The organism is Streptomyces sp. CB01881, assembly GCF_002953255.1.
Classification (GTDB): domain Bacteria; phylum Actinomycetota; class Actinomycetes; order Streptomycetales; family Streptomycetaceae; genus Kitasatospora.
The window spans coordinates 4,862,960-4,875,231 of record NZ_CP026498.1; the positions used below are offsets into that span (position 1 = coordinate 4,862,960).

At 74.6% G+C, this 12,272-nt stretch carries 13 protein-coding genes; 7 read left to right on the forward strand and 6 right to left on the reverse strand.

Going from position 1 to position 12,272, the window contains the following annotated elements; translation table 11 throughout:
- Window positions 1-24: 24 nt before the first annotated feature.
- Window positions 25-699: a phosphatase PAP2 family protein gene (locus C2142_RS11135; RefSeq protein WP_148642494.1), complete on the reverse strand. Its 675-nt coding sequence runs from the start codon at window positions 697-699 to the stop codon at window positions 25-27.
- Window positions 699-1,373: a DedA family protein gene (locus C2142_RS11140; protein WP_241002510.1), complete on the reverse strand. Its 675-nt coding sequence runs from the start codon at window positions 1,371-1,373 to the stop codon at window positions 699-701. The genes C2142_RS11135 and C2142_RS11140 overlap by 1 nt, the downstream gene beginning before the upstream one ends.
- Window positions 1,374-1,488: 115 nt before the next feature.
- Here C2142_RS11140 and C2142_RS11145 point away from each other — a divergent pair, with 115 nt between their 5' ends.
- The 3 genes from C2142_RS11145 (at window position 1,489) to C2142_RS11155 (ending at window position 4,707) form a co-directional block, all read left to right on the forward strand.
- A complete protein-coding gene (locus C2142_RS11145; RefSeq protein ID WP_148642496.1) occupies window positions 1,489-1,899 on the forward strand; it encodes a BlaI/MecI/CopY family transcriptional regulator in 411 nt (136 codons plus the stop codon).
- Entirely contained in the window at window positions 1,896-3,014 is a 1,119-nt protein-coding gene (locus C2142_RS11150; RefSeq protein ID WP_241002511.1) for a M56 family metallopeptidase, read from the forward strand. Before C2142_RS11145 ends, C2142_RS11150 begins: the two co-directional genes overlap by 4 nt.
- 205 nt (window positions 3,015-3,219) lie before the next feature.
- The gene (locus C2142_RS11155; protein ID WP_241002512.1) at window positions 3,220-4,707 is read left to right on the forward strand and encodes a GAF domain-containing protein; all 1,488 of its coding nucleotides are present in this window, start codon (window positions 3,220-3,222) and stop codon (window positions 4,705-4,707) included.
- Here the strand turns inward: C2142_RS11155 and C2142_RS11160 are convergent.
- Complete coding sequence (locus C2142_RS11160; protein WP_148642498.1) at window positions 4,659-5,159, reverse strand: SsgA family sporulation/cell division regulator; 501 nt, start codon at window positions 5,157-5,159, stop codon at window positions 4,659-4,661. The two genes, C2142_RS11155 and C2142_RS11160, sit on opposite strands and share 49 nt — an antisense overlap.
- 429 nt (window positions 5,160-5,588) lie before the next feature.
- Between C2142_RS11160 and C2142_RS11165 the strand changes: the two genes are divergently transcribed.
- From C2142_RS11165 to C2142_RS11175, 3 genes are all read left to right on the forward strand, one after another.
- Entirely contained in the window at window positions 5,589-6,911 is a 1,323-nt protein-coding gene (locus tag C2142_RS11165; RefSeq protein ID WP_194235774.1) for a hypothetical protein, read from the forward strand.
- A gap of 140 nt (window positions 6,912-7,051) precedes the next feature.
- A complete protein-coding gene (locus C2142_RS11170; protein WP_241002513.1) occupies window positions 7,052-8,344 on the forward strand; it encodes a TerD family protein in 1,293 nt (430 codons plus the stop codon).
- A gap of 67 nt (window positions 8,345-8,411) precedes the next feature.
- The gene (locus C2142_RS11175) at window positions 8,412-8,903 is read left to right on the forward strand and encodes a GNAT family N-acetyltransferase (RefSeq protein ID WP_148642499.1); all 492 of its coding nucleotides are present in this window, start codon (window positions 8,412-8,414) and stop codon (window positions 8,901-8,903) included.
- A gap of 35 nt (window positions 8,904-8,938) precedes the next feature.
- Here C2142_RS11175 and C2142_RS11180 read toward each other — a convergent pair whose 3' ends face one another.
- Complete coding sequence (locus tag C2142_RS11180) at window positions 8,939-9,631, reverse strand: RraA family protein (RefSeq protein WP_148642500.1); 693 nt, start codon at window positions 9,629-9,631, stop codon at window positions 8,939-8,941.
- A gap of 148 nt (window positions 9,632-9,779) precedes the next feature.
- Between C2142_RS11180 and C2142_RS11185 the strand changes: the two genes are divergently transcribed.
- Complete coding sequence (locus tag C2142_RS11185; protein WP_148642501.1) at window positions 9,780-10,373, forward strand: Uma2 family endonuclease; 594 nt, start codon at window positions 9,780-9,782, stop codon at window positions 10,371-10,373.
- Between the two features lie 93 nt (window positions 10,374-10,466).
- Here the strand turns inward: C2142_RS11185 and C2142_RS11190 are convergent, their stop codons facing one another.
- On the reverse strand, window positions 10,467-11,396 hold the full coding sequence (locus C2142_RS11190) for a proline dehydrogenase family protein (protein ID WP_148642502.1): 930 nt from the start codon (window positions 11,394-11,396) through the stop codon (window positions 10,467-10,469).
- A gap of 110 nt (window positions 11,397-11,506) precedes the next feature.
- Window positions 11,507-12,272 (reverse strand): aldehyde dehydrogenase family protein (locus C2142_RS39610; RefSeq protein WP_241002514.1); only part of this gene is annotated, 766 nt, incomplete at its 5' end.

Sequence of the window (12,272 nt, forward strand, 5' to 3'; positions counted from 1 at the left end):
AGGGCCGGGACGGCGGTGGCCGTTTCAGCGCCGCTGCGCCTCCAGTGGCGACGCTCCGCCCGTCGTGATGACGGCGCCCGCACCCAGCAGCGGCCGCAGCGCCCCGGCGCGGGCCCGGTCGACCAGCGGCGCGGCCCGGCCGGCGGCCAGCGCCAGCGGGATCGCCACCAGGACGCCGACCGCGGCGCCGACCAGCACGTCGTGCGGGTAGTGGACACCGACCCAGACCCGCGAGGCGCCCATCAGCACGGCGGCGATCCCGGCGATCCGGCCGAGCCGCCGGTCGGCGAACCAGAGCGCGGTCGCGGCGGCGAAGGCGATCACCGTGTGGTTGCTCGGGAAGGACCAGTCACCGGCACCGGGGCAGGCCTCCAGCGTGCCGCGCACGCCCAGCTGTGCGCACGGCCGGACCTCCTCGACCACGCTCTTGAAGCCGGAGTTCACCACGTACGCGACGACCACGATCAGCGGCGAGGCCAGTACCCGGGCCATCACGGACGCGCCGGCGCCGCGCGCCCGCCACCACGCGAGGACCATCAGGACGGCGAAGAGGCCGAGGCCGACCGCGGACCACACCTTGATCAGCTGGTCGAGCCAGTACGGCGCGGCGTCGGCCCAGCCGACCACCCGGCTGTAGAGGCCGCCGTCGATACCGCTGCCGTCGTACACGGCGAGCGCGCGGGGGGAGGTGGAGGTCATCACCGGGCGTCACCGCCGTCACGCCGGGACTTCCGGGCGCGGAACAACTCAAGAACAATCGGGATCACGGAGACAACTACTACCAGACCGATGATGGGAAGCAGGTACTGGTCGATACTGGGCACCGTCGAGCCCAGCGCGTATCCGGCCAGCACCACGCCGACCGTCCAGAGCGTTCCGCCGGCGATCTGCCAGAAGGTGAACGTGCGGACCGGCACCTCCAGGGCGCCGCAGAGCGGGTTGAGCACCGTCCGGACGACCGGGATGAACCGCGCCAGCACGATCGCCTTGCCGTGGCCGTACTTGGCGAGCAGTTCGTCGGCCCGGCCGATGCCCTGCTGGAGGCTCTTGCGCTCGGTGCGGGCCAGCAGCGCGCGTCCGCCGCGCCTGCCGATCAGGTAGCCGACCTGGGCGCCGGCCAGCGCGCCGACCAGGGCGGCCGGCAGCACCTGGTACAGCTCCAGCTGCGGGCCCTTGGTGACGCCGGGGACGCAGAGCAGGCCGGCGGTGAACAGCAGCGAGTCGCCGGGCAGGAAGAACCCGACGAGCAGCCCGGTCTCGGCGAAGAGCACGGCGGCGATGCCGAGTGCGCCGAAGGACGCGAGCAGCGACGAGGCGTCCAGCAGGTTCACCGCGAGTGCGTGAACAGCCGGATCGGCGGACGACTGGAGCAAGGCTGGCGGACCTCCCGTACGTTGGGGGGCGGCACCAGCGGAGCACACCCCTGACCGTCTACAGTGACGTAGACGGTCTACATGACTGTAGACGAATCCTGGAGGAACCGCCGCCATGTCCGACGTACCGTCCGCCCGCCGGCCAGCCGGGGAGCTGGAGGCCGAGGTGCTGGCCACCCTCTGGGCCGCCCACCGGCCGCTGACGCCGCAGGACGTCCAGGCGGCCCTCGGCGGCGGACTCGCCCGGACCACCGTCGCCACGATCCTCGCCCGGCTGCACGAGAAGGGCACCGTGGAACGCACCCGGGCGGGTCGCGCCTACGCGTACACCCCGACCGTGCAGGACCCCGCGGGCCTCGCCGCCCGCCGGATGCACACCGAGCTCGGGCGCGAGGCGGACCGCTCCACCGTCCTGGCCCGGTTCGTCTCCGACCTCTCCGCCGAGGACGAGCGGCTGCTGCGCGAACTCCTCGGCGACGGCGCGGCCGACGGGCCCGCGGACGACGCCGGGCCGGCGGCCCGGTGATCGCCGCCGTCTGGGCGCCGCTGCTGCTGCCCTTCCTCGCCGCCCCGCTGGCCCGCCGCCTCGCCGAGGCGCTCACCCCGCGCGCCGCCGCCTGGACACTGGCCGGCACCGCGGCCGTCCTGGCCGGCGGCACCCTCTGCTCGCTCGGCCTGCTCACCGCCGCCGGACTGCTCCAGCTGCCGCCGGTCGCCGCACTCGGCCACCTCTCGCTGCCCTGGCTGACCGCCGCCGCGCCGCAGGCCGCACTGCCGGCCGCACTGGCCGGCCTGGCGCTCACCGTCCTGGCCGTGCTCGGCGTGCGGACCGCGTGGCTGCGCCGCCGCGAACTGCACGCCGCCCGCGCCACCCTCGACCCCGAGGACGGCGGACACCCCGGCAACGACGCGCCGCAGCCCGGCGACGACCGGCATCCGGACGTGCGCCCCCTCTCCGCCTCCGTGCGCCACGCACGCGCCCAGGCCGCACGGCGCGCACCGCTCGTCGAGCGCGCCCGCGCACTCCTGCGGCCCGCCGGGCCCCACCCGCTCGCGGTCCTGGACGACGAGCGGGCCGACGCCTTCGCCCTCCCCGGCCGCCTCCCCCGCCCCGGCCGGCCCGCCGAACCGGGGCGGATCGTGGTCACCGCCGGCATGCTGCGCGCCCTCACCGCGCCCGAGCGGGCCGCCCTGCTCGCCCACGAACGCGCCCACCTGACCGCCCGCCACCACGTCTTCCTCGCGCTCGCCGAGCACGCCGCCGCCGTCCACCCCGCACTGCGCACGCTGCGCACGCCGCTCGGCTACCACCTGGAGCGGTGGGCCGACGAGGCCGCCGCCGAACGGGTCGGCGACCGCGCCGTGACCGCCCGCGCGGTCGGCCGCGCCGCCCTGGCGGCGAGCCGCTCCCCCCGGCCGGCCCGGCCCCGGCTAGCCCCGGCCGCCCACTCCGGACCGGTCCCGCGCCGGGTCGCCGCGCTGCTCCAGCCCCGCCCGGCCGCGTCCCGCACCGGCCGCCGCGCCGCCGCCCTGGCCCTCGCCGCCTGCCTGGCGCTGACCGCCGCCACCACCCTGGACGCCACCGCCGACCTGCACCGCACCGTCGAGTCCGCCCAACAGGGCATCGAACCCCGCCCCTAGGGGCACACCCCCGGCGGATCGCGGGACCGATCACGAGGCCGATCGGCCGAGGTCAGCACTGCCATAGCGAGTTGGCATGTTCATTGTCATGTCACCCGGTGTGCCGACTTGGCAGACCCCGTCCCCAGGACCGGGCCGCACCCGTACGCTTTCGTCAGCGCGTCGGCCCCGACGCGTCCTCGATCGGCGGCGAGGAGCAAACCGAGTGCGGCAGACCCGACGGCCCGAGCGCCGAACCCCGCAGCCCGCACCCGACCTGGCCAGGGTCTACGACCGCACCCTCACCGAGGCCGCCCCCCGCGACCTCACGCGGGAGGCCGCCCCGGCCGACGGCGGACCGACCGGCCTCGGGCCCCGCCCCGAGATCGGCGACTCCTGGGCGCGCCTGCGCCGCCTCGGTCTCGACCCGGACGCCGGCGCCGCCGCCGTCCACCTCGGCCCCGCCGAGATCGAGCACCGCCGCCGGGCCAGCGGTCTCGACGCACTGCTGCCCGTCCTGCGCGACACCCTGCTCGACCCGGCCGGCCAGACCCCGCTGATCCTCGCCATCGCCGACGCCGACGGCCACGTCCTCTGGCAGGAGGGCGAACGCGGCCTGCGCCGCAGCGCCGACCGGATCGGCTTCCTCACCGGCGCCCGCTGGGCCGAGGAGAGCGTCGGCACCAACGGCATCGCCGCCGCGCTGCGCGCCCAGCGCCCGATGCAGGTCCACTCCTCCGAGCACTACCTGCGCAGCCACCACGCCTGGACCTGCGTCGCCGCGCCCGTGCACGACCCCGGCACCGGGCGGCTGGTCGGCGCCGTCAACCTCAGCGGCCCGGCCCACTCCGTCCGCCCCTACCTGCTCCAGCTCACCACCACCGCCGCCCGGCTCGCCGAGACCGAGCTGCGCGCCCGTCGCCTGGAGTCGCTGCACCAGCTCCGCACCCTGGCCGCCCCGCTGCTGGCCCGGGTCAACGGACCCGCCCTGGTCGTCGACGGCGCGGGCTGGACCGCCGCCGCGGCCGGCCTGCCGCCACCCGCCCGGCTGCGCCCGCCCACCGAGGGCTGGGGTTCGACCACCGTGCACTGGCTGCCCGGGCTCGGCCAGTGCGCGATAGAACCGCTGGCCGACGGCTGGCTGGTCCGGCCGGTCCGCCCCCGGGACGACGAGGTGGCGAACGGCGGGTCGGTCACCGCCGAACAGGCGGAGGGCGCCCGGCTCCGGCTCGACCTGCGCCGCCCCGACCGGCCCGAACTGTCGGTGCACGGCGCGGCCGGCAGCTGGTCGCACGCACTCAGCCCGCGCCACGCCGAGCTGCTGCTCCTGCTCGCCGTCGAGCGCGACGGCCACAGTGCGGCGCAGCTCGCCGACGCGCTCTTCGGCGACCCGGCCCGGACGGTCACCGTGCGCGCGGAGCTGTCCCGGCTGCGCCGCTACCTCGGCGGCCTGCTGGCCCACCGGCCGTACCGGTTCGCCGAGTCGGTGCTGGTCAGCGTCCTCGGCCCGGACGACCCGTACGACCTGCTGCCGTCCTCCTCCGCGCCGGCCGTGCGCCGGCTGCGGGCCGGCCTGGCCGGCGGGGTGGTCCGGCTGCCGGGCGCGCCGCCGGTCCCCGGCCCGCGCAGCCCCGGGGACGACGCCGTGCCCCCGCCGAGGCGGCGTCAGCCGCCGGCGAGCAGCGCGGAGAGCTGGGCGTCGGTCGGACCGTAGGCCTGCTCGGCCTGCTCCGAGACGAGCGCGTACGTCCGGTCCAGCCACGACTGGACCCGGGGCTTGGAGACCTCCAACAGTGCGCTGCCGTGGGGGGATTCGAGCGCCAGGTGCAACGTCGAGCCGTGGCACGGGCAGTACGCCGGCCACAGCTTGACGTCGCCCTGGCCGCTCAGCGAGCGCAGGCCGTCGCGCAGCAGATCGCGCGAGAACACCCAATCGGCCTCGTCCGGCCGGCCGAGGTGGAACGTCAGCAGCACTTCGTACGGGCGCTCGGCGTCGAACCGGAACCGGGTGCGCACCTCGCCGACCACCTCCTCGCCCAACGAGATCCGCAGCGTCAGCACCTCCTCCACCGCCGCCGAAGCGGCGGTGGAGCTTGCCTCATCGCCGCCCGTGGGGGTGGCGGCGAGAGGGGCACTGGAGGCTGCTGGCAGCGGGTCGGGCGGCATGACGGTCTCTCCGGGACGGCGTGGGATACCACCAGACTGCGGCACCCCGGCCCGACCGGCAAGGGTTGCAAGGAGGTTGCAATAATCCCCGCCCGGTATCGGCACTCCTTACCCGCTCTTGTCAGACGGATCGTCAACTTCGTTTCACCGTAAGGTTTTCCGCCCGACGGAACGATTCCGTCCCGGAACCGACCGGCCGACCGGTCACCGCTGGTACGCTCGTGCCCCTGCACGACGCGGGCCCGCGCGCGCCCGGGCCGGCGGCCTCCCCACGGGCGGCCGCGGGCGGACGGAACCGAACCGCCGCGGACCCACCCCCCACCGGACGGTCACCGGTCGGAAGTCCGCCCGTGACGGCGCTTCGGCCCGGCTGCGGCGCATGGAAGAATGCTGCGACCGCAACGGCGACTTCGGGGAGGGAGGGGTCCGGTGGTTCTGCGCGAGGACACCGAGCAAGGCGTGCACCACGAGCGCGACCGGCAGCACGAACAGTACGGGCGCCGCGGCCGGCACGGCCGGCCGAAGCCTTTCGGCGGTCGGCTCCGGCTGCCCACCCTGCGCTTCTCCGGCGCCGCGATGGCGATGTCCACCGTGGTCGGCATCAGCATCGCGACCACCTGCCTGCTCAACGAGCAGCAGGGCATCGGACGCCGCGCCGGGGTGGCCCGGGTCGGCTCCACCCCGCCGCCCAGCCCGGACGCCACCACGCGGGCCGACGCCGCCGCGAACTCCTCGCCCGCCCCGGTCGAGCCCCGTCCGGCCGACCGCTCCGCCGACCGGTCCACCGGGGCGCCCTGGGCCCACGCCACCGCCTCCCACCCGCCGGCCTCCGGCGTGCCCGCGCCCCGGCCGGCCTCCCCGGACACGCCCGCGCCCGATGCGGCCGCGCCGTTCACCGGCCCCGTCCCGGCCCCCTCCGCCGCCGGCACCGCCCCGGCCGAGCAGCCCGGCGGCCCGTCGCAGGGCGGCGACGGGGCCGTGACCGCGGCCGGCTCCGCCGCGCAGGCGACCACCGCCACCCCGCCGACCGCCGACCGGCCGGCCAGCCAGCAGCCGCCGGCGCCCCGGCCCCTCTCCCCGGCGGAGCCCGGCATGCCCGGTGCCCCCGTCGCCCCCGGTGCCCCGACCGGCCCCAGCGGCCCGACCGAGACCGGGACCGACCCCACCGGCCCGACCGGACCCACCGGGCCCACCGGGCCCACCGACGAAGACGCCGACGCCGACCAGGCCCTCACCGGCACCGCCCTGGTCCAGCCGCTCGGCCGCGACGGCACTCACCACCTGCTGACGCTCACCGTCACCGAGCCGCTCACCGCGCTCCAGGCCGAGTTCCGCCTCGCCGCGGGCGAGCTGGCGCCCGGCACCGCCTGGACCGACCTCTCCGACGTGGTCGTCACCACCCATCAGGAGCGCGGCACCCTGGTCTACCGGTTCACCACCCCGTCCGGTACCGACGTCCGCCCCGGCCGGTACACCTTCGGCGTCCGCGGCACGCGCCCCGCGCCGACCCCGCCCGGCCCCACCGCCGGACCGGCCAGGCCGACCGCACCCACCGGGCCGACCGGACCCACCGGACCGGTCGGCGCGACGCGGAAGCCCGCCCCGGCCGAGAGCTGGAACGCCGCCGCCTTCGGGATCGACCGCCCCCGGGCCGTCGCCGCCCTCGGCACCTTCACGCACGCCGACGGCGGCACCAGGGACGGCAGCGCCGCCGCCGATGCCGGCACCGGCACCGGCACCGCCGCGCGCTGACCGACCATCCGACAACCCGACAGGTCACCGGCCTGCTCGGGCTCTTCCCAGCAACCCCGTTCGTTACTGTGGGTACCACTCGGCACGGCACCCCGGACGCGGGTCCCCAACGCCGTGCCACCGCATCCGAGGAGGAGTTCGTGTCCACGGTCCTGACCCAAGGCGGCAACGCCCCGCTGACCGCCGCGCGGGTGACCGTCGAGGTCACCGCGCCCAAGGCGCTGGACGTCTCCGGCCTGCTGCTGACCGACGCCGGAAAGGTCCGCTCGGACGCCGACTTCGTGTTCTTCAACGCCCCGCAGGGCCCCGGTGTCACCCACCGCCCGGCCTCCGGCGGCACCCCGGACGCCATCACCATCGACACCACCGCGATCCCGGCCGGCATCACCAAGATCGTGGTCACCGCCAGCCCCGACGAGGCGGGCGCCACCTTCGCCGGCATCGAGCCGACCGCCACTGTCCGCGACACCGCCACCGGCGAGGTGCTGGTCACCTTCACCCCGCCGCAGCTCGGCCGGGAGACCGCGCTGATCGTGGTCGAGGTCTACCAGCGCAACGGCGCCTGGAAGGTCCGCGCCGTCGGCCAGGGCTACGCCAACGGCCTGGCCGGCATCGCCACCGACTTCGGCGTCACCGTCGACGACGAGCCCGCCCCGGCGGCGGCCGCCCCCATCGCCGCTCCGGCCGCACCGGCCGCTCCGGTCATGCCCGCCGCCCCGGTCGCGCCGCCCGCTCCGGTCACGCCCGCTCCCCCGGCCGAGCCGTCGGCTCCCCCCGTCGACCCGCGGGTGACCCTCGCCGGCAATCCGCCCCCGGCCCCCGCCGCCGCGCCCGCCGCGCCGCCGGCCTCCCTCACCAAGGTCACCCTGGACAAGGGCCGGGTCAGCCTCACCAAGGGCGGCTCCGTCTCCCTGGAGAAGGACGGCAAGCCCTTCCTCTCCTCGGTCCGGATGGGCCTCGGCTGGGAGCCCGCCGGCCGCGGCCGCAACATCGACCTGGACGCGTCCTGCATCGCCTTCGACGCCCAGCGCGAGAAGCTCGACACCGCCTGGTTCATGAAGCTGGGCATCTTCAACGGCGCCGTCGCCCACTCCGGCGACAACCTCACCGGTGAGGGCGGCGGTGACGACGAGTCGATCACCGTCCACCTCAACGGCCTGCCGCCCGAGGTCTGCGGCCTGGTGTTCGTGGTGAACTCCTTCTCCGGCCAGAAGTTCACCGAGGTCAAGAACGCGTACTGCCGCCTGGTGGACGCCGGTTCGGGCCAGGAGCTGGTCCGCTTCGACCTCACCCAGTCCAAGCCGCACACCGGCGTGGTGATGTGCAAGCTGGTCCGCCAGTACTCCGGCGAGTGGGTGATGACCGCGATCGGCGAGTACGTCGACGCCAAGACCGCCCGCGCCATGGTCAAGCCGGCCGCCTCGATGCTCTGACGGCGGCGGTGGCCGGATGGCGGGAAAGCTGTTGCCCTCCCCGCCATCCGGCCGTGATCATGTCGCCATGCTGATCAGGGAAGCCACCACCGAGGACTGGCCGGCCATCTGGCCGTTCTTCCACACCATCGTCACCGCCGGGGAGACCTTCACCTTCCCGCTCGACCTGGGTTTCGACGAGGGCCGTGGCTGGTGGCTGCTCGCCGAACCCAACCGCACGGTGGTCGCGGTGGACGAGGAGACCGGCGCGGTGCTCGGCAGCGCCAAGATGAACCGCAACCACCAGGGCAACGGCTCGCACATCGCCAGCGCCAGCTACATGGTCGACCCGGCCCACTCCGGCCGCGGCGTCGGCCGGGCCCTCGCCGAGTACACCATCGACTGGGCGCGCCGGGCCGGTTACCGGGCGATGCAGTTCAACGCCGTGGTCGCCTCCAACGAGCACGCCGTGAAGCTCTACGAGTCACTGGGCTTCACCGTCATCGGCACCCTCCCCGAGGGCTTCCGACACCCGACCGAGGGCTACGTCGGCCTGCACATCATGCACCGGGCACTCTGAACTCCATGCACCGGGCACTCTGAACTCCCCTGCCGCTACTCCTCGATGGCGCCGCCGATGCGCCGCAGGTGCTGCCGGAAGCCGTACGACGGGTCGACGGCCCGGCGCACCAGGTAGTCGTCGAAGGCGGTCTGCCGGCGCAGCGTCTCGCCCGAACGGATCCGCTCCGCCTGCGCGCGCTCGGTCCGCGCGATCCCGGCGGCCGTCTCCACCACCTCGTCCACCCGCGCCGCCGGGACGAACAGCACACCGTCGGCGTCGCCGAACACCACGTCCTCCGAGCCCACCAGGTGCGGCCCGAACCGTGCCGTGACCAGCGCCTCCGGCTCCCGCGCGTCCAGCCGCACCGGGCCGAGCGGCAGGCTGCCGTAGCTGAACACTGGCAGCCCGATCTCCACCAGCTCCGAGGTGTCCCGGTGCAGGCCCCACACCACCAGCCCGGCCACCCCGGCGGTCCGCGCCTCCAGCACCGCGAGGTCCCCGACGCAGGCCTCGTCCGTCCGCCCGCCGTTGTCGATCACCAGCACGTCCCCCTGCCCGGCCGCGCCGTACGCCTCCAGGAAGACGTCCACGCTCCCGTAGTGCCGCGCCGGCAGCACCCGCCCGGCGATCCGGCTCCCCGGGACCACCGCCCCGACGCCCGCCGGCGCCGCCCGCAACCCCACTCCGAGCCGCACGCACGCATCCGCCACCAATGGCGTCGACAGCTCCGCGAAGGCCTTCAGCATCCCAATTCCTCTCACCGGAAGCCCGGTTCACCAGCCCAACGATGCCAGGGCGGCCGAAGCTCTCACACCATCGGGTGAAAACGAGCCGCGCACGGCATAACGGCGCAAACCCGCTACTAGCGTGACGCCCACCTGAAGGAGGGGCATCATGAGTGCTGTGGCGCATGAGCAACCGATCACGGACTCACCATCGCAGGAGGACATCCTGCTGGAGAGCTTCCTGAGCCTGCACTCCCCCGAAGGCTTCCGGGCCGAGCTCATCGAGGGAGAGATCATCGTGGCACCACCGCCGGACGGCGATCACGAGGACTACATCAGCCACCTGGTCAAGCAGGTGGTCCGACGCTCCGCAACCGACATGAGTATCTCCGGCGGAAAGGGTCTCCGTCTGGTGAGCGGTGGGCTCTGCCCGAAGAACCACGTCATCCCGGACGCAACCTTCGCCCCCGAGGAACTCCGCCTCTTCCGTGGCGCCCCCTCCTGGATGGAGCCGGAAGGCGTGGCCATGGTCGCCGAGGTCACGTCCGGCAAGCCCGACCAGGACCGGATCGCCAAGCGCCACTGCTACGCCCGCGCCGGAATCCCCCTCTACCTGCTCATCGACCGCGAGAAGTCGCAGGTCAGCATCTTCAGCAGGCCCCTGCGCGACGAGTACACCGAGGTCCACCTCGCCCCCTTCGGCGAGGCGCTCGCCCTCCCCGCGCCCTTCGAGTTCGAGCTGGACACCAAGCCCTTCCTGTAGGCCGGTGGGCCAGTGGGCCTCTGGGCCGGAACGGACGAACGGCCCGCACCCCCCTTCCACAAGGGGTGCGGGCCGTTCGCGGTTCTGCGGACCTCAGCCGCGCGTCGCCATGGCGCGCAGGAAGAAGGTCAGGTTGGCCGGGCGCTCGGCGAGGCGGCGCATGAAGTAGCCGTACCACTCCTGGCCGTAGGGCAGGTACACGCGCATGGTGTTGCCCTCGCCGGCGAGGCGCAGCTGCTCCTCGGGGCGGATGCCGAAGAGCATCTGGTACTCGAAGGAGTCGCGCTTGCGGCCGTTCCACTGGGCGAGCTGGCCGGCGATCTTGATCATGTTGGGGTCGTGCGAGGCGATCATCGGGTAGCCCTCGCCGGCCATCAGCACCTTGAGGGCGCGGACGTACGCGAGGTCGACCTCGTGCTTGCCCTGGAAGGCGACCGACTCGGGCTCCTTGTAGGCACCCTTGCACAGGCGCACGCGGGAGCCGGCGCCGGCGAACTCACGGCAGTCGGCCTCGGTGCGGCGCAGGTAGGCCTGGAGGACGACGCCCAGCCAGGGGAAGTCGGCCCGCAGCTCGCGCGCGATGGCGAGGGTGGAGTCGGTGGTGGTGTGGTCCTCCATGTCGAGGGTCACCGTGGTGCCGGCGTCGGCGGCGGCCTCGCAGATCCGGCGGGCGTTCTCCAGGGCGATCTTCTCGCCGTCCACGGGCAGGAACTGGCCCACGGCGGACAGCTTCACCGAGACCTCGGCGCCGGCGGCGAGGCCGGTGTCCTTGAGGGCGGCGAGCAGGTGCTCGTACGCCTCGGCGGTCCCGGCGGCCTGGGCGGCGTCCTGGGTGTCCTCGCCGAGGTGGTCCAGGGTGACCTTGCGGCCGGTGGCGACCAGGTCGTCGCAGGCGGTGACGGCGTCGTCGAGCTGCTCGCCGGCGACGAAGCGCTCGACTATGGCGTGGGTCGGCGGGAACTTCTCGACCACGGTGCGGACCTGCGGGGAGCGGGAGGCCGCGAGGAGGGCGGAACGGAGCATCGTGACTCCTGGAGCTGGTGCTTCTAAGGGTGGCAGAAAGCGGGCGGCGGACCGGGGGTGGGGTCCGCCGCCCGGGTGCGCCCGGCTGCGGGACCGGGCGCGGGGGGCACTCAGCCCATGTGCGGGTAGCGGTAGTCCGTCGGCGGGACGAAGGTCTCCTTGACCGAGCGGGTCGAGGTCCAGCGCGCCAGGTTCTGCTTGGCGCCGGCCTTGTCGTTGGTCCCGGAGGCCCGGCCGCCGCCGAAGGGCTGCTGGCCGACGACCGCGCCGGTCGGCTTGTCGTTGATGTAGAAGTTGCCGGCCGCGTTGCGCAGCTTGAGCATCGCGTGCTGGACGGCCTCGCGGTCCTGGGCGATGATCGCGCCGGTCAGGCCGTAGGCGGACACCGACTCCATCTGCGCCAGCATCTCGTCGTACTTCTCGTCCTCGTAGACGTGCACGGCGAGGATCGGGCCGAAGTACTCGTCCTTGAAGTACTCGCTCGCCGGGTCCTGGCAGACCAGCACGGTCGGGCGGACGAAGTAGCCCACCGAGTCGTCGTACGTGCCGCCGGCCAGCACCTCGACCTGCGGGTCGGCCTGGGCCCGGTCGATGGCCGCCTTGTTCTTGGCGAAGGAGCGCTCGTCGATGACGGCCGACATGAAGTTCGACAAGTCGCTGACGTCGCCCATGGTGAGGCCCTCGACCTCGTCGCGGAACGCGTCCTTGAGGCCGGCCCAGAGCGAGGCCGGGACGTAGGCGCGCGACAGGGCGGAACACTTCTGGCCCTGGAACTCGAAGGCGCCGCGGGTCATCGCGGTCTTCAGCACGGCCGGGTCGGCGGACGGGTGGGCGACCAGGAAGTCCTTGCCGCCGGTCTCGCCGACGATCCGCGGG

What these genes read in the sequence shown, in the direction of transcription:
- C2142_RS11135 (WP_148642494.1), bottom strand. Translation starts at nt 699, where the DNA reads ATGACCTCCACCTCCCCCCGCGCGCTCGCCGTGTACGACGGCAGCGGT.
- C2142_RS11145 (WP_148642496.1), top strand. Translation starts at nt 1,489, where the DNA reads ATGTCCGACGTACCGTCCGCCCGCCGGCCAGCCGGGGAGCTGGAGGCC.
- C2142_RS11160 (WP_148642498.1), bottom strand. Translation starts at nt 5,159, where the DNA reads ATGCCGCCCGACCCGCTGCCAGCAGCCTCCAGTGCCCCTCTCGCCGCC.
- C2142_RS11175 (WP_148642499.1), top strand. Translation starts at nt 8,412, where the DNA reads ATGCTGATCAGGGAAGCCACCACCGAGGACTGGCCGGCCATCTGGCCG.
- C2142_RS11180 (WP_148642500.1), bottom strand. Translation starts at nt 9,631, where the DNA reads ATGCTGAAGGCCTTCGCGGAGCTGTCGACGCCATTGGTGGCGGATGCG.
- C2142_RS11185 (WP_148642501.1), top strand. Translation starts at nt 9,780, where the DNA reads ATGAGTGCTGTGGCGCATGAGCAACCGATCACGGACTCACCATCGCAG.
- C2142_RS11190 (WP_148642502.1), bottom strand. Translation starts at nt 11,396, where the DNA reads ATGCTCCGTTCCGCCCTCCTCGCGGCCTCCCGCTCCCCGCAGGTCCGC.